17 protein-coding genes are annotated in these 26,159 nt (G+C 60.6%); 6 read left to right on the forward strand and 11 right to left on the reverse strand.

The window, feature by feature from the left end:
- Positions 1–41: 41 nt before the first annotated feature.
- Complete coding sequence (locus VF629_RS06360; protein ID WP_331057620.1) at positions 42–431, reverse strand: RidA family protein; 390 nt, start codon at positions 429–431, stop codon at positions 42–44.
- 106 nt (positions 432–537) lie between these two features.
- Positions 538–1,098 carry a Crp/Fnr family transcriptional regulator gene (locus VF629_RS06365; RefSeq protein ID WP_331057652.1) on the reverse strand — a complete coding sequence of 187 codons (561 nt, stop codon included), beginning with the start codon at positions 1,096–1,098 and terminating at the stop codon, positions 538–540.
- A gap of 1,181 nt (positions 1,099–2,279) precedes the next feature.
- Between VF629_RS06365 and VF629_RS06370 the strand changes: the two genes are divergently transcribed.
- Both VF629_RS06370 and VF629_RS06375 read left to right on the forward strand, forming a co-directional pair.
- Positions 2,280–3,881, forward strand: coding sequence for a PKD domain-containing protein (locus VF629_RS06370; RefSeq protein ID WP_331057621.1), 1,602 nt, complete (start codon positions 2,280–2,282; stop codon positions 3,879–3,881).
- A 63-nt stretch (positions 3,882–3,944) separates the two neighbouring features.
- Positions 3,945–4,673: a hypothetical protein gene (locus VF629_RS06375; RefSeq protein WP_331057622.1), complete on the forward strand. Its 729-nt coding sequence runs from the start codon at positions 3,945–3,947 to the stop codon at positions 4,671–4,673.
- A gap of 109 nt (positions 4,674–4,782) precedes the next feature.
- Here the strand turns inward: VF629_RS06375 and VF629_RS06380 are convergent, their stop codons facing one another.
- Positions 4,783–6,309 carry a response regulator gene (locus tag VF629_RS06380; protein WP_331057623.1) on the reverse strand — a complete coding sequence of 509 codons (1,527 nt, stop codon included), beginning with the start codon at positions 6,307–6,309 and terminating at the stop codon, positions 4,783–4,785.
- 424 nt (positions 6,310–6,733) lie between these two features.
- Here VF629_RS06380 and VF629_RS06385 point away from each other — a divergent pair, with 424 nt between their 5' ends.
- Positions 6,734–7,699 carry a hypothetical protein gene (locus VF629_RS06385; protein ID WP_331057624.1) on the forward strand — a complete coding sequence of 322 codons (966 nt, stop codon included), beginning with the start codon at positions 6,734–6,736 and terminating at the stop codon, positions 7,697–7,699.
- Between the two features lie 67 nt (positions 7,700–7,766).
- On the opposite strand, the gene VF629_RS06390 is transcribed toward VF629_RS06385, so the two are convergent.
- On the reverse strand, positions 7,767–8,954 hold the full coding sequence (locus VF629_RS06390; RefSeq protein WP_331057625.1) for a DUF1624 domain-containing protein: 1,188 nt from the start codon (positions 8,952–8,954) through the stop codon (positions 7,767–7,769).
- Between the two features lie 622 nt (positions 8,955–9,576).
- On the opposite strand from VF629_RS06390, the gene VF629_RS06395 reads away from it, so the two are divergent.
- The gene (locus VF629_RS06395) at positions 9,577–11,571 is read left to right on the forward strand and encodes a glycoside hydrolase family 97 protein (RefSeq protein WP_331057626.1); all 1,995 of its coding nucleotides are present in this window, start codon (positions 9,577–9,579) and stop codon (positions 11,569–11,571) included.
- A 63-nt stretch (positions 11,572–11,634) separates the two neighbouring features.
- On the forward strand, positions 11,635–12,675 hold the full coding sequence (locus VF629_RS06400; protein ID WP_331057627.1) for a glycoside hydrolase family 5 protein: 1,041 nt from the start codon (positions 11,635–11,637) through the stop codon (positions 12,673–12,675).
- Between the two features lie 233 nt (positions 12,676–12,908).
- On the opposite strand, the gene VF629_RS06405 is transcribed toward VF629_RS06400, so the two are convergent.
- The 4 genes from VF629_RS06405 to VF629_RS06420 all read right to left on the reverse strand — a co-directional run bounded on the left by VF629_RS06405 (position 12,909) and on the right by VF629_RS06420 (position 23,073).
- Positions 12,909–15,533: a beta-mannosidase gene (locus VF629_RS06405; protein WP_331057628.1), complete on the reverse strand. Its 2,625-nt coding sequence runs from the start codon at positions 15,531–15,533 to the stop codon at positions 12,909–12,911.
- Between the two features lie 21 nt (positions 15,534–15,554).
- On the reverse strand, positions 15,555–18,422 hold the full coding sequence (gene galA, locus VF629_RS06410) for a beta-galactosidase GalA (protein WP_331057629.1): 2,868 nt from the start codon (positions 18,420–18,422) through the stop codon (positions 15,555–15,557).
- A 468-nt stretch (positions 18,423–18,890) separates the two neighbouring features.
- Entirely contained in the window at positions 18,891–19,601 is a 711-nt protein-coding gene (locus VF629_RS06415) for a GAF domain-containing protein (RefSeq protein ID WP_331057630.1), read from the reverse strand.
- 295 nt (positions 19,602–19,896) lie between these two features.
- Complete coding sequence (locus tag VF629_RS06420; RefSeq protein ID WP_331057631.1) at positions 19,897–23,073, reverse strand: T9SS-dependent M36 family metallopeptidase; 3,177 nt, start codon at positions 23,071–23,073, stop codon at positions 19,897–19,899.
- A gap of 323 nt (positions 23,074–23,396) precedes the next feature.
- Between VF629_RS06420 and VF629_RS06425 the strand changes: the two genes are divergently transcribed.
- Entirely contained in the window at positions 23,397–24,728 is a 1,332-nt protein-coding gene (locus VF629_RS06425) for an amidohydrolase family protein (RefSeq protein ID WP_331057632.1), read from the forward strand.
- Positions 24,729–24,822: 94 nt separating this feature from the next.
- On the opposite strand, the gene VF629_RS06430 is transcribed toward VF629_RS06425, so the two are convergent.
- From VF629_RS06430 to VF629_RS06440, 3 genes are all read right to left on the reverse strand, one after another.
- Positions 24,823–25,530: a head GIN domain-containing protein gene (locus VF629_RS06430; RefSeq protein WP_331057633.1), complete on the reverse strand. Its 708-nt coding sequence runs from the start codon at positions 25,528–25,530 to the stop codon at positions 24,823–24,825.
- A gap of 101 nt (positions 25,531–25,631) precedes the next feature.
- Positions 25,632–25,817, reverse strand: coding sequence for a DUF5615 family PIN-like protein (locus VF629_RS06435; RefSeq protein WP_331057634.1), 186 nt, complete (start codon positions 25,815–25,817; stop codon positions 25,632–25,634).
- An 89-nt stretch (positions 25,818–25,906) separates the two neighbouring features.
- Positions 25,907–26,134 carry a DUF433 domain-containing protein gene (locus VF629_RS06440; RefSeq protein WP_331057635.1) on the reverse strand — a complete coding sequence of 76 codons (228 nt, stop codon included), beginning with the start codon at positions 26,132–26,134 and terminating at the stop codon, positions 25,907–25,909.
- Positions 26,135–26,159 lie beyond the last annotated feature (25 nt).

Genomic DNA, 26,159 nt, shown 5'->3' on the forward strand with positions numbered 1-26,159 from the left:
TAATTAGTCATTTATTAGTCAAACTACTTTTTGACCACGGGTTACTTTACAACGGTAGCCTCCAGCTCCACGGTCAGGGTTTCAAACAAGCTTTTCACTTCGAACAAGGTTGTGGCTTGTGTAATGCCGTGCTTGGCTATCCAGGCCTGAAACACGTCGAAGCACGCGAATAGCTCGGCCGAGGACGTGGTGTAAATATTCAAGCGCACGATGCCCGAGCACGCGTACCCCGCTGCGTCGATGACCTGCTCCAGGTTCTGCAGGCTCTCGATTAGCTGGGTTTTCATGTCGGCGGTGCTCGATTCGCCCGCCGCGTTAATGGCAGTCTGCCCCGAGCAGTAGAGCGTGCCGGTTACTTCTTTTACTTCCACGGCCTGCGCGTAGCTGCGCTGGTCCTGCCACTGCCAGGGATTGATGATTCGCTTTTCCATGTTCGTTGCGGGTTAAGGGGGTACAATATGCCCGGCAAAGGTCCCGCAGCGGAGAGGCAAGCGGCTGTGAGCTAGCGCACAATTTCCGTGTGCGCCAGCTCACTCGCTAAGCCGAAAACCGGCTGAGGGTTTCGCGCGACACGCCCAGGTAAGTGGCCAGCACGGTTTTGGGCACGCGTTGCAGCAAGGAAGGAAATTGCCGCACCACTTGGTCGTAGCGCTCTTGGGCGTTGCTCGTCAGCAAGGATACAATGCGCTGCTGCGCGCCCAAGTGGCCAAACGTGGCCTTGTGCAGGAAAAAGTAGGCCATCTTGGGCTGGGTGGCGCAGAGCTGCCGGTAGTCGTCCAGGGTCAGGCGCAACACGGTGGTGTCTTCGAGGCATTCCAACGAGAGGGTGGCGTTGGTCTGTCGGTGGAACGCGTTGAAGTCGCTTTCCCACCAGTCTTCCAGCGCAAACGAAAGGATGTGCTGCTTGCCCGCCGCGTCGGTGTACACCAGCTTCAACAGCCCAGTAACCACGAGATAAACACAGGCCACGCGGCTTCCCTCCTGCATAAGAAACTCGCGCTTTTTATAGGCTTTAGTGATGAAAGGACCCCCTCCCGCTTCAAATTCAGCATCGGAAAGCCTCGCTACCTGGCCGAGGTGCTCACGCAGCCGGTCTATCCTACGCTCGGGAAGTCCAGCAGAAGTGGCCGCAGTGCTGAGCGTTTAGCGAAGCCATTTAAAGACCCATTATGCCACCGCATGAGGGCTGGAACGGAGGTCTACGGGGCTTGGCGCGGTAATAGTTTAACCTAATATAGTATAGAGAAGGTTTTTTGTTAAATGTTTAATAAAAAAGTTAAACGGGCGAGTCGGCTGGGCGCTCCCATCAAAAAGCGAAGAGCGCGTCAAAGTCAAAGCGTAAAGAGTATTTCAGGGCCTAATCGCCCGCTCATTTTTAAGCTCTAGCGTTAGCTAAGGCCGAAGATGTTTACGTCTATGTAAGAAATTTAGGAAAATATCATAATTAAATTGCATATATTTTAGCAAATATTTACCTTGCTCCGGCTCTGGTGTGGCAACCAACCCGTGCGACCAGCAGCCTACGTTCCGGCGTCCACGCCGGTCATACCCTTTGCTCTCCTATGTTCTTCCGTGAACTTTAGGTATCCTCTTATGGGGCCCTTGTTCGCATTGTTAGCCGCGCTGATTCCGGCGCTGCTAATTCTACCCTTTGCGTTCTTTGGTACGCGGCATTTGGCCGCGGGAGCACTTGCTGGTCAAGCAATGTCAGTTGAGAAAAGGCACCGCTTCCGACTGAGCCCGTTGGATGAATAGCGCCTGTGAATCACAGGTCATTCTCCTTCGTGAAACCAGAAGGTAAGGGTTATATGGCCTTGCCATTGCAGCATAACGGGCATTCACGCTATCGAACGCAATTCCGCAAATTGCTGGTTGAGTGCTAAAGCAAGCCGACGGTTGTGCACTGTTTCATATCAGAACCTGTCTCCTAGGGCTTCGGGGATTTGCGAAGCCGCACACCCTATTTCTTGCTGCCTATGATAAAGTGGCTTTCTAACTGATACATTCTTGCGGCATCAACAGGTAAGCGGCCGGCAAGGGGCGGGAACGCTGTTCTGCGGGTAGCGGTCTGCCAATCCTTCGTCGATAAATAGTAACATTGACATTCTGTTCGCAACGTTATTGAACAGGGTAGGTTGCTAACAGACCAGCGAGAACGCCAGCGTACTATCTGTCAGAAGCAACGCAAAACGCAACTCGTCATTCGAAAAATCAGATGTAAGGAGGAAGATGTCCTTGCTTAAGAGTACGCAAATGTGAACCCACTAACCTACCATGCCATGTTCAAGAAAATTTTTATATTCCTCGCGGCACTAAGCGCCATCAGTTGCGAAAAGCAAGGTGAACCCGATGGGAAACAGCAGCTTAAACCGCGTGTTTTGCAGGCCTCTTCGACTTATCAGGGGGTAAACTACGAACACGGCCTGCTTTCTTTTGTTGACCAAGCCGCTCTGGATAGAATTGCGGACCAACTTGCCGGGAATGTGCAAATGATTACGCCCAGTGCGTCCGCTTCCTCGAACGTCAACGGCAGTGACCCAGCAAACGGTGGTATCGTCCAACCTCCGCCTGGTGAGTACTCGGAGAGTGTCATTCAAGACAGTGTGCTGGTCGACTTTGAGCAGCAATTTCCTGGCTTTCACTCTACGCGCGCGGTGCTCGAAATAAAAAGGCGGCAGCTAATGGATGCGGACCAGTGGACAAACAATAACGACCCCGACGACTTTTACGTGGACAGCGACATTTTGCGCACATTCCTCAACAAGGATTTGGAACTGAAGGTTGGACCATCCATTTACGTGGTGGCCAACGAGAATTTAATCATCGAGATTCAGAATTCTGACTGGATGACGCTCGAAATGTACCGCAGCGGCGACCAAGCGTATCAAAACAGTCCCAACGTGGTCTATCACCACAGCGCCCCAAGCACACAGAATTCTGCGAACAGGCCCACAGATTGCGTGAGTGGCTTCACGGCATTGGGGCAATCCAACGGGTCCTCCTTCATCTTTGTGCCCGACATCAGCGACAGTCCAGATAGGGTATACAGGTGGGAGTTTGGCGACGGCACAATCTCCAATGCCCGTCAACCGACCCACCAGTACCTCAATCCCGGGTCTTACGTCGTTGTGCTCACCTTAGGTGGTTATTGCGGAGGATACAAGTCCTCCAAAGTGGTCACTACTGTTAATTCCAGCCAATTTTGCATCCTGCCCACTGATGCGCTCAATTTTAAAGTTTCCAATGTTGGCACAAGCTTTACCTTTGAATTGGCCCGGAACTACACCAGCAACCATACTTATACCTGGGACTTTGGGGATGGTGCCGTGGACACCTACCCGGCTGCGAACCGCACCGGCAGTTTTTACCATAATTACCTCCAGAGTGGAACCCTGACGGTCAAGATGTATTTGCGCAACGCCCAAGGCTGCGTGTTTCAACAAACTACCACCGTGACGGTGCCTGCGTCGAGCTGCATTACCCCAGGCTATTTTAACAGAGATAAGGAATTCGAGGAAAATTATTTACCCACCAAAAAATTCAAATACAAACTTTGGGCAACCAATGCCCCTTTCTACCACCGCGTGGGCGCTAAAACCAAAAATTTTGAGCGGAAAAACGGCAGATGGAGGGATTCAAAGGCCGCCCGCGTGTCCGCGAAAGTATTTGGCACCGAATATTTTAAAGACAACGGTGTGGATTGCGGCGGGGTCGGCAATACCTTTTCTCGAGAGAAAATCGAAACAAACGATGACAAAGCCAAAACGGACGTCGGCCTTGTGCATAAATTTCAGCTGAGAAAACAATCGTTGCGGTCTGCCCATTACGTGAAAGTCGACGGCAGAAGGTACAATTCAACCAGGCAACTGGAAATAGATTAACGGCTCCCCAGGCATTTTTAGCAGGCTGTTGGCTGTCGGCAGCCTGCTTTACCGTTATCAATCGTGAAAATACTACTTATCCTCCTCCTGGTGAGCGGCACGGAACAGGCCCTTGCGCAGCGTACCAAATTCGGCGTTTCCGCTGGGTTGGTCCGCAGTTTCGTGTACCCGCAAGGTTTTTCAACCAAGGGGCGCAACGATTTCGTGCACGCCGAGGGGCGGCTGGGCTACATGCTGGGGCTCAATGCCGAGCTGCCACTCGAAAGCAAAACCGCCCTCAACGCCGACCTGCGTTTTTTGCGCACGGACACGTTTTACGACGTGGTAGCGGTGGTGCCCACGTCCTTTCAAGTAGCGTACACGTGGCAAGCCGAACGATTTTCTTACCGCTTGTCCGTTGGGCTATCTCGGGTGCTGCTGGAGCGTGGCGACAAGCAGTTTCGGGTGTTTGGCGGTTTTCTGGCGGGGGTGGAACGGCAGCGGCTGCAATTCGACAACGCGGCGGTGAGCTTTTACGACGGACCCGTCAGCAACCTGTCCGTCGCGTTCGACTACACGGCCCCAAATCCCACGGTGTGGTCAGCCGGCCCCGAAGCGGGTGTTGGGCTGCGCTTGTACAAGGGCGTGGATTTCAACTTGCGCTACAATTACAACTTCACGCCGACCGCGCCGATTCGGTACGCGTCCACCCTGACCTACAACGGGCCGGCGGGCAGCCCCCGCCAGACCACGGGCACGGTGAAAGGCCGGCCCGTATTTGCGGCGGCTGAATTAGTGGTCTGGTTCAGGTAAAACGTGCTTTGGTTCGCAGCGTCGGCTTTCCGGGTGCTTAAGCATGTTCTTGTTAACCACCGCTCAAGGCCTACTCCGCCGCTGCGGCCGACGCGGCGGTTTCCTAGGGTTAGCGGTGCTGCTTGGCGTATTCCGACGGCGACACGTTGTAAATTTTCTGAAACGCCTTGCGGAAATACTTGCTGTCCTCAATGCCCACTTCCATGGCCACCTCCGAGACGCGCATGGGGGTTTGGGCCAGCAGTTGGGCGGCGCGCTTCAGGCGCACGTCGCGGATGAACTCGACGGCCGTCTGGCCGCTAATGCTTTTGATGCGCCGGTAAAAGACCGATTGGCTCATGGCCATTTCCCTCACCAGCACCTGCACGTTGAAGTCGGCGTGGTCGAGGTGCTGCTCCACCACGGCCATGGCGCGGGCCAGAAACTCGCGGTCGGCGTCGGCCACCACGATGTCGGGGGGTTCGAGCAGAATCTGGCGCTGGTAGAACTCGTGCAGCTTGCGGCGGTTGCGCAGCAGCGCGGCGGCCTTGGCCTGGAGCAGGGCGGGGTTGAAGGGCTTGCTCACGTACTCGTCGGCGCCCATGCCCAGGCCTTCCGGCTCGTGGGTTTCGGCGGTGCGGGCCGTGAGCAGCACGGGGATGTGCGCCGTTTTGGGGTGCTGCTTCAGGCGCTGGCACAGCTCCAGGCCGTCGCTGCGCGGCATCATCACGTCGCTCAGTATCAGGTCCGGCAGCTGGCGCAGGGCCGCGTCCCAGCCCGCCAAGCCGTCCTCGGCCGTGAACAGCTCGTAGTCGGCCGCGAAGAGCTGCTGCAGGTACTGGCGCACCTCGTCGTTGTCTTCCACCAGCAGCACGCGCGGCGGCCGGGCCGAGGACGCGCCGCTCGCCGCGAAGGCTTCGCAGGCGGCCCGTGCTTCTTCTGGTTCCGGTGCGGCCTCGGGCGCCAGCGGTGCGGCGGGCGCGGGTTCGGGCTGGTTGCCGGGCAGCGGGTGCTGGCGGCTAATGGATAGGTGCTGCTCAACGTGGCTGTCTGGCTCCATAGCGTCGGGGCAGGTGGCGGGCAAGGGCACGCTGCCACTCTCCGCGTTGCGAAAAGCCTGCAGCTCATTCACTTGGGTGAGCAGCTTGCGCGTTTGCTCCCGTATGATTCCCAATTCGTTGTGCAGGCTGGCTACGCGCCGGTACACGGCCACGCCCGCCAAGCCAATGGCCCCGTAGAGCAGGCAGGCCCAGCCGGTTTTCCACCACGGCGCCCGCACCTCAACCCGCAGCGAGCGCACCTCCTCCGACCATTGGCCTTCGCCCTGGCCGGCCTTCACCAGGAAAGTGTAGCGGCCGGGCGCCAGGTTGGCGAAGGCGGCCGTGCGCTGGCCCGCCGGCGGGTACACCCAGTCGTCGTGGTAGCCCTCCAGGCGGTAGGCGTAGCGGCTGCCCTGGGAATTAGCATCATCCACGGCCCCGAACTGTACCGAAAAGCCATTTCCCGAGCCCTCAATGGCCACCGTGAGGGCGCCGTTGTGGGAGAGGTCCTGGTCCGCGGTCAAGTCTGCGGAACGAGCGTCCCGAGGAGTCTCTTGCGCCCGCAATGGGCCGCCCAATGTGAGGAACAGGACCAGGAGCCAGGAAAGATGCGGCATGCGTACGAGGTATAGGTTGAGATATAGAACGCGCCTTACCGGCGGATAAAAGGTTAGCAAGGCATGGGAGGGAGTGAGGAATCACTTATACCCCAATACGCATCCGAAAGTAATTCACAATACAGAATTTATTTGTGGCTAAACGGCCAAATATTGGACGGGCTCGAATGCTTTTTGGGCCACACGGTCTGCAACTCTCCTTGTGCCAGTGGTTGGCGCGGGGCGGCCTCGTGGCTTGGCCAGATGGGGCGTGGTGCCTTCCCGGTTGCCAATCCCAACGCGCCGGCCAGTGGCCGGCACGCCGCAGCTCCCGGGGTGTAGCCACGCCCGGGCCGATAGGAGGATGGCACAAATTGTAAAGCATATAAAATAACATATATTATGAGTGCTTACGAAGCAACGCATTCCAACCCCCCTTTTCGCTATGCTCCAGAAACTGTTTCGCGTGTTGGGCCAGCTGTATGGCATGCTCTGGGCACTGATTCTGACGGCGCTGCTGGGAGTGACCGCCGTGGTGACGTGGCACTTTTACCAGGAGGAGCACATCCAAAGCCAGCTGCGCACCGGGGGCCAGCCCGTAACGGTGCGCATCGAGCGCACCGACCGGGCCCCGCGGGAGCTGTGGGACGCGCTGGGCAACGCCACGTACATCGGTTTCACCTACCACAACCGGCCCTACGAAACCCGCATGGTGTACGACACGGTATGGCTGTCGACCGGCGACCGGGTGACGTTGCGCTACCATCCGCAGCTGGACGTGTTCCGGCAACCGACCCTGGTGCCCCATTCCAGCCCGAGCCGCGTGGTGTCGCGCCTGGTGAAGTGGACCGTGGCCGCCGGGTTTACGGCCGAAACCAAGGCGCTGGGGCTCTTTGCCCTGGTGGCAGCGGCGTTGTTTTTCGTGGGCAGCGGCTTGCTCGTGACCCTTACGGGCTGGACGTTTATTCAGCGCCTGGCCCGCGTCGTGCTGGTGGTGGGGCTGGGAGTAGCGGCCGTGTTTTTCAGCTACAACGCCGTGGAGCAGTTCCGGTACGCGGCCCGGTTGCGGCAAGAAGGCCGGCCGATGACGGTGGCCGTGGTGGACACCGACCGGCGTACGCACGGCCGCAAAACAAGCTGGTACACCTACGAGGCCACCTTTCGGTACAACGGCCAGGAGCGCGTGGTGCCCATCGAGGAAGCCGACTATGAGCGGCTAAGCCCCCAAAACTCGCAGCTGACTGTTTACTACAACGCAGCCCTCGACGACTTCATCGCCGCCGGTTATTCCCCGTCGTGGTCGGAGGCGCTGACGCCGGGGCTTTTCTGGCTGCTCTTGCTGCTGGCCCTGCGCCCCACCCGCGCCCGGGTAGTACGTGGGGCGCCGGGCCCGCCGGTTGCTCCTGTTTAGGCCACCCTACACTACATAGACCATTGGCTCTGGTGAATTCAGCTCTGGGCGAGTCGCCTTCCCCGGTTTACAGGTACGACAGCCACCAGTAGGTGTGGTGCTGCTTGAAGCGCTGGTACCAGCGGCAGGGCCAGTACAGGGCCAGCACCACGGCCGCCCACACCAGGTAGGCCCGCGCCAAGCTGGGCTGGTAGCCCGCGGGCCAGTCGGTGGGTGAGGCAAACGCGAGGTTTACCGCTTGGCCAAACGCGAGCCTCGTCCAGACCCAAGCCGAGGCACTGACGAGCGCAAAGTGCAGCAGGTAGTAAAAGAAAGGCACCTGCCCAAAGGTGCGCAGGACCTGGCTGAGCCAGCCGGTTGCGGTTTCGGCCCGGCTGAGCAGCAGCAGCGCCACCCCGAGGGTGAGGCACACAAAGAGCAGCGAGGGCGGCGATTTGGTCACGTTGACGAAGGACAGCGCCGTGTGAAGCAGGCCTTGCGGCTGCACGCTCCAGGGCGACGGGTCGCCGTACCAATTGGTGGCGCGCAGCACCCCAAACAACACCAGCAGCCCCGCCCCGGCCCGCCGCAGCCGCCGGTTGCGCTCGGGCAGCGGCAGCCGAAACCACGGCCCCACCAGGTAGCCGGCCAGCATCACGCCCAGCCACGGCCCCAGCGAATACGCCACCAGTACTGGCTTGCCCGGCACCGGCAGCACAAACGGCCCGTTGTGCAGCAGCGCCCACCCGGCATTGGCCGCCGTGACGGGTTGGATATTCGGCAACAAATTGTGCCCGGCCAGGATGACCCCGCACAAGCCCACCAGCAGCCCGCGGGGCAGCCAGCGCAAGCCCGCCATCAGCACCATGCTGGCCCCAATCGCATAGATGACCAGCAGCAGTATCAGGGTATAATTCCAGCTCAGAATGAAGGTGAACACCACCACTTCCAGCAGCACCAGCCACGCCCCCCGCGTGAGCAGGAAGCGGCTCACCGCCGCCCCGTTGGGCTGCTTCTGCTCGTACAGATAAATGCTGCTGCCCGACAAAAACACGAAGGTGGGCGCGCAGAAATGCGTAATCCAGCGCGTGAGAAAAAGCAGCGCCGGCGCGTGGGCCACGTCTTCGGGCCGCACGGGCGTGATGCTCCAAAAGTCGCGGATGTGGTCGAGGGCCATGATGACCATCACCAGGCCCCGCACCACATCCAGGGCCTGAACGCGGGGAGTCGTCGCACGGGGAAGAACCAACGGAGGCGCAGCAAGGCTGGGAGTCATCAGCAGGGCAGGAGCGGAGGGGGACGTAAGAGCACGCGTTGCCCTGGCAATGTAACCAGGAACAACTTTGCCGCATTCCGCTGCGTGTGCCTCTGTGTGCGCTCTTCCGGAGTTTGACTCCGGAAGCAGAGCCGTTGCGGAGTTTCACTCCGCCCGCGTGGGGGCGTTAGCTATATGCCGGGGACTACAAGTCCCTAGCAGTCGGCTTCCGGAGTCAAACTCCGGAAGAGCGGGGGAGCGGGTAAAAGCTATTGCTCCAAAAGATGCGCAGTGTGGGCCTATTGCAAACGCGGCTAGCTAGCTGCCGCGCCGCTTCAGGTTGCATCGGGCTTGGTTGCGCGTGGGGCAGCAGAATGTGCTTGTGGAAAATGCTTGTGCCGCTTCGCGGTTTCAGGGGGAGGCAATTGGGGGGCCTAAATGGCCGCCAGAGTTGTTTAGGCGCCGACGCTTGGCTGGTGAGCAGAGGAGGGAAGCGGCTTAATGAAGAAGCACACGCGGGAGCAAAAGCAGTTTCGCGGTATTTGTTCCAGAAAAGTTGTTTCTTGGCGGTGCTTAAACGATTTTGCTGCAATACGCTTGGTCGTTGTTTGAGATACTGACTTCCCACCCTCTTTGCTCAGCTATGCCCCATCGTGTTGCCCTTTTGGGATTTCTGTTTGTAGCCGGTGCTGCCGCCGCAGCCCCGCCCAGTCGCGACTACCACCTGAAGTCGCCCGACGGCAAGCTGGACCTGCTGGTGCAAGTCGGCCCCACGCTGCGCTGGTCGGTGCAGCACGAAACCACGCCCGTCATCACGCCCTCGGAAGTCTCGCTGGCGCTGGCCGGCGGCGAGGTGCTGGGCAAAAACCCGGTGGTGAGCAGCGCCAAAACCACTTCGGTCAGCGCCACCATTGCGTCGCCCATTTACAAACGCAGCCAGATTCCGGACAATTACAACCAACTCATCCTGACGCTAAAGGGCGGCTACGGCCTGGTGGTCCGCGCCTATAACGACGGCGTGGCCTACCGCTTCTTCACGAGCCGCAAGGGCAGCCTGACCGTGCTCAACGAACAGGCTACCTTCAATTTTGCGCAAGACTACGAGTCGCTGATTCCGTTTGTGCGCGACCTGCGCGTGCCCACTGACCCCTACATGTCGTCGTTCGAGAGCCTGTATTCAGCCCAAAAGCTGTCGCGGGCCAAGAAGGATTCCCTGGCGTTTTTGCCGGCGCTGGTGGCCGTAGGCGAGCAGAAAAAAGCCGTCATCTTGGAAGCCGACGTAGAGGACTACCCCGGCATGTTTCTCAAGAGCACCGAGGCGCCGGCGTTGGGCCTGCACGGCGACTTTGCTCGCTACCCGGCCGAGGAGAAGCCCGGCGGCTTCCACAACATTCAGCTGGTGGTGCCCCGGCGCGAAAACTACATCGCCAAAACCCGGGGCTCGCGCACGTTTCCGTGGCGGGCGGTGGTCATCAGCGCGGAAGACCGGCAATTGGCCGACAACGACATGGTGTACAAGCTGGCGGCCCCGTCGCGGGTGAAGGACGTGAGCTGGATAAAGCCCGGCAAAGTGGCCTGGGACTGGTGGAACGACTGGAACATTTCGGGGGTCGACTTCCGGGCCGGCCTCAACACGCCCACCTACAAGCACTACATCGATTTTGCCGCCGCCAACAAGCTGGAGTACGTGATTCTGGACGAGGGCTGGTCAGAAGAAACCGACTTCATGAAGGTCTCGCCGAAGATTGATTTGGCGGAGCTCATTGCCTACGGCAAGGAGCGGAACGTGGGCCTCATCCTGTGGGCCAACTGGCGCTCGCTCACCGAGAAAATGGACTCGGCCTACAAGCAGTATTCCGCCATGGGCGTGAAGGGCTTCAAAATTGACTTTCTGGACCGCGACGACCAGAAGATGGTGCGCTCTTCGTACGAGTTGGCCCGCAAGGCCGCAGACTACAAGCTGCTGGTCGACTTCCACGGCATGCACAAGCCCGACGGCCTGCAGCGCACCTACCCCAACGTGCTGGGCTACGAGGGCGTGAAGGGCCTCGAAAACTTTAAGTGGACGCCCGACGACGACGTGCCGCGCTACGACGTGACCCTGCCCTACATCCGGATGATGGCCGGGCCCATGGACTACACGCCCGGCGCCATGCGCAACGCCACCAAGTCGGAGTACCACCTCAGCCATTCGCTGCCCATGAGCCAGGGCACGCGCAGCCACCAGCTGGCCATGTACGTGGTGTTCGAAGCCCCGCTGCAAATGCTGTCGGACAGCCCCACGGCGTACAAAAGGGAGCCGGAAAGCACCGACTTCATCGCCCAGATTCCCACGGTGTTTGACCAAACCGTGGCCCTCGATGGCAAGGTGGGCGAGTACGTAGCCCTGGCCCGCAAGAAGGCCGACACCTGGTACGTGGGCGCCATGAGCAACTGGACCGCGCGGGAAATGACCCTGGACTGCTCGTTTCTGGGCGATGGCAACTACGAAGCCGTCATCTTCCGCGACGGCGTCAACGCCGACCGCGACGCCACCGACTACAAGCGCGAAGTGGTGAAAGTATCGTCGAAAGACCGCCTGAAAATTGCCTTGAGCCCCGGCGGCGGCTGGGCGGCCCGCATGTACCCCGCCAAGTAGTAATGGCTTAGCTCGCGCTACCTGCGCAGTTTTCGACTGCGCCAATCGTATCAATCAGCTCCTATGCAAAGCTTGAGAAGAACCCTGGCGCTGGCCGCGCTGGGAGCAGTATTGCTGCCAGCAGTCGCGCAGCCCTCTGAGCCAGCGGATGCCGCTCCCCTGGCTCCGCCCGCTTCCGCAACGGCCGTGGCCAAGAAGCCAGGCTTCGTGCGCCGGCACGGGCAGCTGAGCGTGAAAGGCACGCAGCTCGTGGACAAAAAGGGCGAGCCCATCGTGCTGCGCGGCCTCAGCTTCGGCTGGCACAGCTTGTGGCCGCGCTTTTACAACGAGCAGGCCGTGCAGTGGCTGCAGCGGGACTTCAACTGCAACGTGGTGCGCGCCGCCATGGGCATCGAAGTCGGCAATCGGAGCTACCAGAAAGACCCGGCTTTCTCGGTGGAGCGAACCACGGCGGTGATTGACGGCGCCATCAAGGCCAACGTCTACGTCATCGTGGATTGGCACAGCCACAACATCAATTTGGCAGAGGCGAAGGCCTTTTTCGGAGAAATCTCGAAGAAGTATGGCAAGCGCCCCAACATCATTTACGAGGTGTTCAACGAGCCTGATTACGAGACTTGGGACGAGGTGAAAGCTTACGCCGAGGAAGTCATCAAGGTCATTCGGCAAAACGACCCGGACAACGTCATCTTGGTTGGTTCGCCGCATTGGGACCAGGACGTGAACCTGCCCGCCGCCAACCCCATCAGGAACCAGCAAAACCTGATGTACACCATGCATTTCTACGCCGCCACGCACCAGAAGGCCCTGCGCGACCGCACCGACGAGGCCCTGAAAAGCGGCCTGCCAATTTTCATCTCCGAATCGGCGGGAATGGAAGCGACGGGCGACGGACCCCTCAACTATGCGGCCTGGCAGGAGTACATCGACTGGATGGAAGCCCATCGCCTGAGCTGGGTCACGTGGTCGGTGTCGGACAAGGACGAAACCTGCTCCATCCTCAAAAAAACGGCCAGCGACACCGGCAATTGGAAGGATGAAGACTTGAAAGAATCCGGCTTGAAAGTGCGCGAATACCTGCGCAAATACAACGTGGAGAAGTAGGCTTGCTAGCAGCCAGGGCATGCTAAAGTTGAGCGTACGTCCTTATCAAAGCACGACGGGCTACTAAACGCGGCGGCCCTGTCATCCTGAGCGCAGCGAAGGACCTCCTCACGTTGAACGGCTTGCACACACAAAATGTGCAGGCGTGAGACGGTCCTTCGCTGCGCTCAGGATGACAGGGCCGCGCAGTTGTGATGCTTTTTTAAAGGAGCAAATGTTGCTTTGCAAGCCGTTTACCGCGCCGCGGTCAATCGGTCGGCTTCGTTGATGCTCATCAGGGTGATGTTGCTTTTCTTGATGGGCTTGCTGGAGCGGAAGGTGATGGTTTTCTCGGTGCCGGGAATCAGGTCGAAGTAGTTATCGGAGAAGATGATGGCGTCGTCGCCGGCCGAAACGCGCAGGTTTTTGGCGAGTTTAGTGCCCGTGAGTTTGAGCGTGTAGGCGTCTTTCTCCTTGCCTTTGCTCAGCGTGTAGCGGATGGACGGCTGGGTGAGCTTCAGGTCCTTGGGCAGCTCAAAATACAGGCAGTTTTGGGCCAGCTCCTCGTTCTGGTTCAGCAGGCGCACATCGAGAACCACACTGTTGCGGTCGGCGCCCTTTAACGCTTCGGCCACCGGCACTTTGTAGACGTTGGTGCTGGTGTTGGCCGGCACGTTCACGGTGAGCTTGTTTTCGTTGAGCACCTTGCCGCTGAAGTCCAGCAGGCGAATTTGCAGCTGGGCCGTCACGGGTTGCAACTGGTCGGACACGACGAAGACGTTCACCGAATCCTTGGTGATGATGGGCGACACCAGCAGGGGTTCGAAGGCGCGTTTCGAGACGTATTGCTGGGCCTTCCAGAAGCCGTTGTAATCCATGCTCGACCACGAGGCGGCGGGCCAGCAGTCGTCGATTTGCCAGTACAGCGAGCCCATGCAGTAGGGCTTGGCCCGGCGGTGCGCCTCAATGGCCAGCTTGATGGCTTCGGCCTGCAGCACCTGGCCGGTGTAGAGGAAATTGGGGAAGGCCGTGGGGACCTTGTACCAGGCTTTCATGTACATCAAAATCCCCTCGTTGCCCACGTAGGAGCGTTGGTGGGACTTCATGATTTCGGAGTTGATGTCGTAGTCCTTGGGCAGCGAGAAGGACTTGATGGTTTGCATGTCGGGAAACGACTGAAAACCGTACTCGCTCATGAACGGGCCAATGTTGGTGAGGTACAATTCGATGGGCTTTTTGCCGCCCCACACTTCCCAGAAATGCACGTCGCCGGAGGTGCGGCTGTCTTTGTTGGTGTGCGACCAGTTCGTGGGCTGCGGCGACGTGGACCAGTAGAATTTCTCGTCGTCATACCCCTTCACCGCGGCGGGCAGAATGCTGTGGAACACCTCTTTATAAGTGTTCACAATGCTCATCGAGTCCGCCCGGGTACGGAAGGCGCCCTTGGCCGTGTTCCAGTAGTTGGAGCCCATATAGGCGGCTATTTCGTTGTTGCCGCACCACATGGCAATGGCCGGGTGGTTGCGCAGGCGCTTCACGTTTTCCACGGCCTCTTCGTAGATGTTTTGCTTGAAGGTTTCGATGGGCGGCACCATGGCGCAGGCAAACATGAAGTCCTGCCAAATCAGGATGCCCTTCTCGTCGCACAAGTCGTAAAACAGGTCGTTTTCGTAGATGCCGCCGCCCCACACGCGCAGCATGTTCATGTTGCTGGCCACGGCCGTGTTGATGACGTGCTCGTAGCGTGCCTTGTTCACGCGGGGCAGGAAGTTGTCCTGCGGAATGTAATTGGCGCCCTTCATGAACATCTTCACCCCGTTCACCAGGAAGTAGAATGAGTTGGCCTTGGGGCCGGACTCCTGCACCACCTCCACGGTGCGCAGGCCGCGGCGCACCTGCTTTTCGGTCACGGTGGTGGCACCGTCTTTCAGCACTGCGCGGAAGGTGTAGAGCTTTTGGGCGCCGTAGCCGTTGGGCCACCACAGTTCGGGCTTGGGCAGCGCGAAGCTGCACACCAGGTTCGTCATGCCCTTGTCCAGGTGCACCGGCTGGGAATAAACGGGCGTGGTGGAACCGTCCACCAGCACTTCCAGCTGCTTGGTGCCGTCCGTCAGGCTTTCCACTTCCAGGCGGGCTTCCAGGTCGGCCTGGTCAGAACTCAGTTTTTTCTGCTTGACAAACAGGTCCTGGATGCGGGCCGCGGTCATGGGCGCCAGGTACACCGGCCGCCAAATGCCCGACGTCACCAGGCGCGGGCCCCAGTCCCAGCCGTAGTGGTAGCCGGCTTTGCGGGTGAACACGCTCACCTTGTTTTCGCCGGGCCCGGCCTGGTCGTTGTCGCTGGCCGGCACCCGAAACGGCAGGCTCTTGAACAGCTCGTCGCCCTTCACCATGGGCGCGTGGAAGTACACCCGCAGCGTGTTGTTGCCGGCTTTGAGCTGCGGTTTCACGTCGGCTTTCCACTGCCGGAACATGTTGTCGGCCACAATGACCTTGGCGTCGTTCACGTACACGTCGGCGTAGGTGTCCAGCCCGTCGAAAGTGAGGTAGAGCTTGTCGGAGCCGAGCAGCTTGTCGTCAACGGCAAACGTGGTTTTGTATTCCCAGTCCGTCTTGCCAATCCACTGCTGTTCGCGCTCGTTGACGCGGTAGAACGGGTCCTCTATCTGCTTGGTGGCCAGCAGGTCGGTGTGCACTGTGCCGGGCACCGTGGCCTGGCTCCACTTGGCGTCGCCGGCTTTGCGGAATTCCCATTTGCCGGTAAGCGAGAGGGGTTTTTGGGCCTGCGCGCGGCCGCAAAGCAGCGCCAAACACAGCACCCAAAAAAACTTATTTTTAAACGCGAGCATGTTCATCTTTTGGTGGGAATTACAAGGCATAGAAGTGAGTAGGAAAAGCGGTTAGAGCGCCGGCCGCTGGGCCGCGGCCACCGATTTGATGGTGAGCACGCCGGTTTTCAGGCCCGGCGCAGTGGCCGTGAGCGTGATGTCGCCGGCCGCGGCCGTGGTTTGCACCAGCACTTGCGCCAGGCCATTGAAGGTTTTGCGCTTCCAGGCGGGGGCCGGAAGAATCACCTGCACGGTGCCGGGATTGGTATTGGGCGTATCCCAGACCTGTTTTTTGAGCAGCGGGGTGGCCACGAAAACAATGCTGTTTCGGCCGGGCTTCAGCAGCTTGGCGTCCAGCACGAAGCCGTCCTTGGCGGCCTGTTCGCCGGTGAGGTTTTGGGCAATGGCTTTGCCGTTGACGTAGATGCTTTGCTCCCGGCCAATGGGCTGGTAGAAGAACGTAACCCGGGCGCCGCTCAGGTCTTGCGGCAGCTCGAAGCTGCCCCGGCTGACGTACACTTTCGCAGTGGGCACGAGCTGCGTGGCGTCGTACTTCCGCGCCTTATTGGTTTCCCAGGCCGAATCGTCGAAAGTGGCCGCTACCTCCGGCCCGGCGCTCATGCTCTCGGCGCCCCGCTCCTTCAGGTTGGTAATGGGCAATGACTGCACGCTCTCCAGGTACTTATCGGCCTCCAGCGAAGTAGGGTCGCCGTTGCCCACGCCAATAATGCGGCCGGGGCCACTCAGGCGGAAGGTAATTTCCTGGTTGGCGGTGGGCACCGGCAGCTTGTTGTTGTCCCGCAGCCGCACCGTGACAACGGATAGGTCCTCCCGGGTGGCCTGCACCGTCGGCCGGTCGGCCGTGAGCTGAATGGCGGAGGCTTCGGCCGTGGTGCGCACCACGTCGGTGGCAATCTTTTTGCCGTTGCGGTAGCCCACGGCTTCCAGCGTGCCGGGGGCGTAGCTCACCTTCCATTCCAGGTGGGAGTTCTTGGGCATGGCCTGCTTGCCCAGGCTCTTTTTGTTCAGGAAAAGCTCGACTTCGTCGCAGTTGCTGTAGGCCCACACGTCAATGGGCTGGCCTTCGCGGCCGGGCCAGTTCCAGTGGGGCAGCAGGTGCAGCACCGTTTCGTTGGTCCACCACGACTTCAAATACCAGACGTTGTCCTTCGGGAAGCCGCACAAATCCATCATGCCGAAATACGAGGTAATGGACGGCCAGCCAAACGGCGTGGGCTCGCCGCGGTAGTCGAAACCGGTCCAGATGAACATGCCCGCCAGGTAGGGCCGCGCGGCGTAGTGCTGCCAGCCGCCCTCGATGCTGTAGAACTTCGGGTTCGGCTTCGCATCGTAGGCCGCGGCGTAGTGCTTGTCGTTGTCCCGGACGTAAATGCCGCGGGTGGCGTGGGTCGAGCCTTCCTCGGTACCCATGCTGGGCTGCTTGGGGAACTGGGCGTGCTGCGCGTCGGTGTCGCCTTGGCCAATGTAGTTGAAGCCCATCACGTCAATCACCGTGGACGTGCCCTTGCCCCAGCCCCCGCTGATGGCCACCGAAATGGCCCGCGTCGAGTCGATGGTTTTGGCGTAGGCCTGCATGGTGGCCCCAATGCGGGCGCCCAGCACGTTGCTCTCGATGGCCCATTCCTCGTTGCCAATCGACCAGCTGATGACGCTCGGGTGGTTGCGGTCGCGCACCATCAGCCGCTTCAGCTCGCCCAGGTTTTGCTGCGTGATGCCCATGAGGCGATTTTCGTCGATGACCAGCATGCCCATCCGGTCGCAGGCGTCGAGCAGCTCGGGCGTGGGCGGGTTGTGCGAGGTGCGGTAGGCATTGCAGCCAAACGCCTTGAGCTGGGCAATGCGCCAGGTTTGCAGCGCATCGGGCAGGGCCGCGCCCACGCCGGCGTGGTCCTGGTGGTTGTTGGTGCCGGTCAGCTTCACGTGCTTGCCGTTGAGGAAAAAGCCCTCGTTGGCGTCGAAGCGAATGGTGCGCATGCCAAAGCGAGTCTTGTATTGGTCGACCTCCTTGCCGCCCTGCCGCACCCGCGTCACCAGCGTGTAGAGGTAGGGCGACTCCAACGACCACAGCTGCGGCCCCGCCACGGGCAGGCGCACCGTCATGTCCTGCTGCGCCGCGCCGGCCAGCCGCACCTGCGCCACCTGCCCCGTGGCCACGGTTTTGCCGGCGGCGTCCACCACGTCCTGCACCACGTCGAAGGTTTGCGCCGTGGTGCTGCCGTTCACGATGGTGGCCTGGGCGGTCACCGTGCCGGCATTGCTAGCCAGCTGCGTGGTAACAAACGTGCCGTTGGGCGCCACGTGCACGGGTGCGGTTTTGCTCATCCACACGTGGCGGTAAATGCCGGCGCCTTCGTAAAACCAGCCTTCTTCCATGGTGGCGTCCACGCGCACGGCCACCACGTTGTCGCGGCCGTCGTAATGCAGGTAGTCCGAAATGTCGTACTGGAAGCCGTGGTAGCCGCTGGGCTCGGTGCCCAGGTAATGCCCGTTCACCCACACAATGGAGTTACGAAACGCCCCGTCAAATTCCAGGCTAATGCGCCGGCCCAAGTCCGTGGCCGGCACCTTAAATGACTTGCGGTACCACCCCACGCTGGCGTTCGGAAATGCCCGGCCAATGGCCTTGAAGCCATGGCTGAAGCTGGCCTTCTCGCTAAAAGGCTGCTCCACCGCCCAGTCGTGCGGCAGGTCGAGCACGCGCCAGCTGCGGTCGTCGAAACCGGGAGCCGCGGCGCCGTCGCCGTAGCCGGTTTTGGCGAGGTAGGAGAAGTAACTAGTCCCGTTGTCGAAGTCCTGCTTGGTGTCGGAAGGGTGGCCGTAGGCGAAGCGCCAACCAAAGTCCAGGAGCAGGCGCTCGCGCCCGGCAAGCTGCTGGCTGTAAGATGAAAAAGGCAGAGTAATTCCGACCAGTACTAACAAACAAGTAAGCAGGCGGCGTGAAAACATAGGGGGCAAAGACGGGCTAAGCGTTGGGTGCAACTAGCGTTGTTGGTGCGCTGCTACGACGCGTTGGATGACAAAAGCGGCGTTCCAAAACCTGGCTCCAACAGTCATTACTGAATCAATTTTCCAAGTCAAGACAAGCCCTTCGGACCGGCCACGCAGCACAATCGTTGATGAACTGCTAAATGGTTTTAGCAATTTTCTTGCAATCTATGTAAACTTGAGCCAAGACAAAGGATTGTGGGAGAATTCTCAAGTCTCTTTTGCCTACGCGCCCACACAGTGCTTTGAAAGAGCACAAGGACCTTTCAGTAAAGATGTCCCATTTACCCGGCGCGAACTTTCTGCCCGAAGGCCACCCAAAATTGGGTCGTTAAACCTTGCCGGTTAGTGCTTTTTCCAATTATGCACAGCCTTTAGAGCGAGAGCGCTTCGCAGGGTCCCCTAAATGCGGAAAGCATCAAGCAGCGCCCGCAAGTCGCGAATACGGCTCTCGACTTGGGTCAGGAAGTCGGCCGGAACGGGCACTTGGGTGCCGTGGCGGGCAAACAGGTAGCGAACCAGGGCGTTTAGGGCCTGTACTTCTTCCAAGAGCTCGGCGCTGAGGCGGGCCCACTCGGCCTCGCCCGTTTCGGGCTGTTGGCGGCAGAGGTGCCGCACGGCGATGGTGCGGCTCACCAGCGCCGCCAGCAACTCCAGAATGTGCTGCTCGTCGGGGGTAAAGGTGCGGGGGGCGCGGTCGATGATGCACAGCGTGCCGAGGGGGCGCTGGTCGGGCAGGCGCAGCAGGGCACCGGCGTAAAAGCGCAGGTTGTTGGCTTCGGCTGCTTGGAGGGCTTCCGAGGGAATGTGGGGTTGTTCGAGGGCTAGGTCGTGGTAAACCACGGCCCGCGACAGCGCGATGGCGGTAGAACAGATGGCCTCAGCCCGGGGCTGCTGGTCGTTGCCGGGCATGCCCACGTTGGCGGGGTAGTACACGTCGTCTTCCTCAACCACAGAAATGAGGGAGATGGGCAGGCTGAAAATGCGGGCCGTGAGGGCTACAAACTCATCAAACACGGGCTCGGTAAGGGCCGGCAGCACTTCGTAGGCCCGCAGGCTGCGGAGCCGGGCGGCTTCGTCTTCGGGCAGGTGGGAAAGCGGGGTAGTCGCCAAAGGGAAAATGGAAGAATAAAAGACCAGTAAAGTAATAGGCCGAAGCACCAAATTGCGAAGATAGAGTCAGCCATGGCTGTGCGCAGCAACTTATTACGGCGGCGCGCTTCGGGCTGCCAAAATGGCTTTTAGCAGGGAGTTGAATTTTTTCTTTAGCAAGGCCTGGGCGGGAAAGTCGGCATCCCAATGACCTTGCCTGAACTAGGCGCCAGCGAAACGTGGTGAGGCGACCAAAAAGCAAAGGAGGCCGTGAGCAATCACGGCCTCCTTTGTAAATGCGCTAATCAATAGCCGCTTAGTCTTGCAGCACGAGCTTGGTGGTCTTGCTCTGCTTGCCCGACACGAGGCGCGCCATGTAGAGGCCCGCGGCCAAACGGCCCCGGTTGAACTCGTACGAGAAGGTCTCGTCGGCTTCGCCGGTGCCCTCGGCCACCACGGCCACCGTCACGCCGCGGACGTCCATCACCTCGAGGCGGTAAGCGCCGCGCTGTTTCAGGGTGAAGGAGAGCGTGGTGCGGGTATTGGCGGGGTTGGGGGCGGCCGTCAGCAGCAGGTTGTCAGCGGCGGCTTCAATGCCGTTCAGGCTAGATTTGTCGGCGTCGCGGCATTCGCCCACCATGTCGCCATGGGCCAGGTGGTCGGCCACGCCCGAGGCGGCAATGCAGAGCACCTTGCCTTTGTGGCACACCTGCACTTTGTCCAGCTTGTTGCCGCAGCGCACGTCTATCACGTTGATGGTCACCGTGGCCGTGCGGGTGCACAAGGCCGTGTTGACGGCCTTCACCGTGAAGGTGTAGGTGCCGGCGGCCGTGGGCGTGAACACCGGGTTGGCAATGTTGGGGTTGCTCAGGCCAGCGGCCGGCGACCAGGTGTAGGCGAAGGTGGGGTCGCCGCTGGCCGTCAGGGTCACGCTCTGGGCGCCGTAGCCCAGGTAGATGGTCTTGGGGGCCGCACCCGTAAAGCCGGCGTTGGCGGGCGATACGGCAATGGTGGGCGCCGAGCAAGCATAGATGGGCGGCAAGTCGAAGGCCTCAACTTGGTCAATCCGGCTGGTGCTCAACCCCTGCGTGGCGCTGAACCCGAGGCCGCGCCGCGCAAACACGCGCCAGATGAGCTCCTGGTTGGCGCCATTGTAGTCGGCCACGTCGGCCATCAAAATGGCGTTGCGGGCGTCCACGAAACCGGGGCTGCACACTTGCATCTTCAGGCCGTCCATCACCAGCTGCATGGCGATGTTGTTGCCGCCTTTGCCGCGGTAGAGGTCGGTGGAATAGCCGTACTTGTCCACCAGGGCCCAGTTCAAATCCCAAATCATGGTGGCCCACACAAACCCGATGCCGTGCGGCTGCGAGATGCCGGCGGTGTTGTTGGTGGCGGCGTAGGTGAAGTTGTTCACCGCAAAATCGGTGCTGTACGGCGCGGGGCGGATGCCGCGGCCCGTGGTGGGCTGGCCCGAGGCGTAGGTGCCGATGCCGCGCACTTTGGCGCCGGTGTCGCCGGGCTTGATGGTCATCATCAGGCCGAACCAGTCGCTCCAGCCTTCGCCGGCTTGCTCGGCGTTGCTCAAGCAGTTCACAATGTTGGGGCCGCCCGTGAGGCGGTTGGAAATGCCGTGGCCGTACTCGTGGGCAATGATGCCGTTGTCGAAGTCGCCGTCAATTTCCGGACCTGCGCCGTCGTTTTTCAGCGCCACGGTCACTTCCGTCTGCGCGTTCAGCAGGCCGCGGATGGTTTGGCCGTCGGCTTGGCTAATCATGACGGCCGGAATGACGATGGCCGGCAAGGGGTTCACGGGCGTGCCGCCCATCACAATGGGGGCGCCGGGGGCGTTGTTGATGACCACCACGGCAATGGCGCCGGCCTTCTGGGCGTTCTGCACTTTGTCGGAGAAGCCGCAGCTGCCGCGGTACACCACCGCAATGTTGCCGCTGATGGCCGCTGCGTTGGTGAAGTCGGCGCAGCCTTCTTCGGGCACGCCCGGCGTGGCCGGGGGCACGGTGGGGGGAGGCGTGGTTTGGGCCAGCACCAGTTTGCCGGTCACCGGGGTTGGCGTCAGCTTGCGGCTGAAAGAGCCTTCAACGGCGGGGTAGCTGCCGGCCACGCTGGCCGGAGCGGTTACCCGGAACGTGTTGCGGTCGGGAATGCCGTTCCACAAATACATCTGCATGCGGGGGCGCTGCCCGTCGCGCGGGGTGCCGAAGTTGGCGTTGTTGCGGGTGGTGACGCCGGGCGGCGGCACCGGAATGTTGCGGCTGTCTTGGGCTTCGGCGCGCACGTCGTCGTTGCCCAGGCCGCCTTTGCTGTAGTTGTTCACCTGGAAGCTGCCAAAGGCCTCGGTGAGGCCGTACTGGTACCACAGGTCGTGCATGAGGTTGTTCCAGTAGAACAAGTTGGTGATGGCCGCGTCGCGGTACGCCACCGGCTGTTTGGTGAGGTCGACGGGGTAGTCAAACAGCAGCGTCGGGCTGCCGTCGGGGCTGTAGTTGGTGGCCAGGCCGTTGTTGTCCGGGTCTTCGTAGGCGTGCGCGTTGTTGCCGCGCGTGATGGTGAACTCGGCCCCGGTTGCGCCGTTGGTGTCGTGCCAGCCAAACGGCGAGGCAGCGGCGTCCGCGGCATCGCCGCTCACCATTGCCCGCGGGCCGTGGCTGGGGCTTTCCGTCACCAGGGGGTATACCCGGTAGGCATTGGACGTGGGGTCGGCCAGGGCCGCCGCAAAGTTGAAGTTCTTCGACGCCGCCACGGCGCGCGCGTGGGTGGCGTGCATGGCCGTGCCGCCGGCGCCGTCATTGTCGAACTCGCAATGCACCACCAGGTTGTTTTTGTCGAGGAAGGCGCCGGTGGCGGCATCCACGCGGACGTCCCACCAGTCTTGCGCGTCCAGCGTGTAGATGGTCACCTCCCAGGCCAGGCGCAAGCTGCCGTCGGCCATGGGCTGGTACACCATCCGGGCCGGAATGGGCTCCAGCGAGATGCCAGCTGGCGAAAACACCGTTTCGCCGTCGGCGCCGCTCGGCTGCTTCTGCACCGCCAGCGACTGCTTCATGGTGAGGCCCAAGTGCCGGGCTGCGGCCGCTACGGCCGCTTGCGCCGTGAGGGTGCTGCCCTTGCTGGCGGCCACGCGCCGGCTGGCGTCTTTCTCAAACCGGTCGCCCAGGTTCAGCACCTTGCCGTCCTTGGTCAGGTTCAGGTTCGACACCGCGTTGTGAATGGCAATGCCGTTGAACGTCTGCTGGAGGTAGAGGTGCTTGACGCCGTTGTTTTTCGACACCAGTTCGTTGCTCAACTCCAGGTTGGCAATGTCGGCGTCGGTTAGCCGAAGGGCTTGTTTGTTGCTCCGCAAGTGGTCGAGAGCCGCTTGAGGCAGGGCTTTTTTGGCGTCGGGCGCCTTGTTTTGGCTATAGGAGGCGTGCCCCCCGGTTAGTAGAAGGGCAGTCAGGCCAAGCCGAGCTACCGTTGGTAGGTGTTTTTGCATTTGTTTCCAAATAGGTGAGAGTGGTATATAAAGCGTACTAAAAGTAGGTACGACTATGAATATTTTCATCAAATCCTCGTTTATGTTGACACAAATCACATAATGTTGTTGTTTTTATAAAATATTAATAATTGAATAAATATGTGAGCGATACCGCGCTGCGCTCAGGCTTAGCAGTACAGTCGAGCTTATCGGGTAGTCCTATCATGCTTCGCGTCACAGCTGCTGACACAAGCACCTGCGGTTCCGTTGCTACCAAAGCCACTTTGGAGAGTAGCTTCGTTCTGCTGCGTCACTGGACTTGCAGCGCCATTCTACTTCCCATGCCCAACCTTCTCGCAGTGCTGATGCGCCAGCCTGCCCGCTTTTGTTCTCGCCTCCGTGCCCGGCGCTGGAGCGCCTTCGCCGCCTTGCTTATAAGTTGCGCCTTGCGGGCGCATGGGCAGCCCAGCAGCACCGCGCTGCTGCTACGCCCCGCCGCCGTTTTCGACGGCCAGGAACTACACCCCAACTGGGTGGTGCTGGTGGAAAACGACAAGATTGCCGCCGCCGGCCCCGCGGCCCAGGTAAGCCTGCCCGCCGGGGCCCGCACCCTCGACTTGCCCGGCCTGACCCTAATGCCCGGCCTGATTGAAGGGCACTCGCACCTGCTGCTGCACCCCTACAACGAAACTTCCTGGAATGACCAGGTGCTGCTAGAGTCGCAAACCGTGCGGGTGGCGCGGGCCACCGTGCACGCCCAGCGCACGCTGCTGGCCGGTTTCACCACGGCGCGCGACCTCGGCACCGAGGGCGCCGGCTTTGCCGACGTGGGCCTGAAGCAGGCCATCACCCAGGGCATCATTGCTGGGCCGCGCCTGCTGGTGGCGGGCCGCGCTTTGGTGGCCACGGGCAGCTACGGTCCCAAGCTCTCGGGCGACGCCGACGTGCCGCAGGGCGCGCAGGAAGCCGACGGCGTGGACGGCATCATCCGGGCCGTGCGCGAGCAGATTGGGCGCGGGGCCGACATCATCAAGGTGTACGCCGACTACCGCTGGGGCCTGAACGGCACCGCCGCGCCCACGTTCTCGCAGGAAGAACTGGCCCTGATTGTGCAAACGGCCCGCTCGGCCGGCCGGGCCGTGGTGGCCCACGCCGTGACGCCCGAAGGCATGCGGCGCGCCATCCTGGCCGGCGTGGAAACCATTGAGCACGGCGACGACGGCACCCCCGAAATATTCCGGCTGATGAAGCAGCGCGGCGTGGCCCTGTGCCCCACCGTAGCCGCCAACGACGCCATTTCCCAATACCGCGGCTGGAAAAGAGGGCAGGACCCGTTGCCCCCGCGGCTGCAGGAAAAGCGCCAGAGCGTGCAACACGCCCTCAAGGCTGGCGTGACGCTGGCCATGGGCGGCGACGTTGGCGTGTTTGCCCACGGCGACAACGCCCGCGAAATGGAGCAGTTGGTGCGCGACTACGGCCTCACGCCGCTGCAAGTGCTGCGCCAGGCCACCCTCGGCAACGCCCAAATTTTTCACCTCGCCGACCGCGGCAGCATTCGCCCCGGCCTGCTGGCCGACCTGGTGGCCGTGGCCGGCAACCCCACGCAGGACGTGGCCGCCGTGCGCAACGTGCGACTGGTAATGAAGGGCGGCATGCTCTACAAGCAGCCGTAGTTTTAGTGGTTAATGGTGAATGATTAATTGGGCATAGCCGCCGTTAATGCAAAATCCATTAACCCCTGACCATTAATCATTCACTACTAACAAGTTAGTTTGCCCGGCGCACGCTGCCACCCCCGCTGCTGCTGGAATTGGCAACGCGGGCGTTGCCTTTGTAGCGAATGTCGCTGCCGCCCGAAGCGTTGGAAGATAGTTCGCCGTCCACGGTTAGGTTGATGTCGGAGCCGCCGCTGGCTTGCACCGTGGCCGTGTTGCTGCGCAACTCGAAACCGTTGTAGTCGGAGCCGCCGCTGACGTCTACTTTCTGCCGTTCTACGCGGCCCGAAAGGTCCACGTCGCTGCCTCCCGATGCTTGAATGCTCAGGGTTTTGGCGGTCAGAGTCATCTTGACGTCGGACCCGCCGCTGGCGTCAATTGTGAAGTTATCGGCCGAAAAATTGGACTGGCCTTTGGCATCGGCGCCCCCGCTCAACGCCACGCCCGAGAGCCGCGGACAGGTGATGTAGACCGTGGCCTTGCGCTTGCTGCTCAGCAGGTTTCGCCACGAGTAGTTCCGCTCCCAGCCAATTTTCAGGGTGTTGCCGTCCAATTCGGTCACGATGTGCTCCTGGGCTTCGGGCGCCGCTTCCACCACCACGGAGGTATTGGAACCTTGGCTCAGCACCACGTCGATGCCGCCACTGGAGCTCACCATTTGGAAGTCGCGCACCTGCCGCGACTGTTTTACTTGGGCTTGCGCCGTCCAGGAGGCGAACGACACTGCGGCCACGGCCGCAGTCAGAAAGAGTGTTTTCATGACAAAAGCAGAATAAAGGTGTAAATGGCTTGATGTTAGAAACCGCAATGTGGTTGCTTGGCTTGCCTCAAGTTACTGATTCATGCCTAATTGCATGCATATCAATAGAGCTCCAATACTCCACTTTCCGGCGAGTCGACCAGCGCCTGTATATCGGTGAAGTGCTTTCTGAGCAACTCGCCTAAAAAACGGGTGGACTGGTTGCCCGTCCGCAGCATCAGCACTTTCGGTGGAAATCCCCACACCCCGGCAAACCGGTAAAAATCTTCATCATTTGTAATAACCAAATAGCCCTCGGCCTTCGCCCACTCCCAAATTTCCCGGTCAGCTGCCGCACCAGTCGGTAGGAAAGGTTGGCGTCCAGCAGCCAGTTCATCTAAGCAGCCAGCTGACGGGTGCGCTGCTCGATGTTGGCCGCAAAAGCCAACGCTGCCTGGATGTGCGCCAACGTTAATTCCGGGAAGTCCTCTAGGATTTCTGCATTTGTCATGCCCGAAGCCAACCAAGCCAAAATATCCTGCACCGCAATGCGAGTGCCCACAATGCAAGGCTTGCCGAAGCGGATTTCGGGCCGGGTGCTGATAAGGTCGTGCGCGTAATTCATGGTTCTAAAACTACGAAACGAACAA

It is taken from the genome of Hymenobacter sp., from assembly GCF_036388155.1.
GTDB lineage: Bacteria > Bacteroidota > Bacteroidia > Cytophagales > Hymenobacteraceae > Hymenobacter.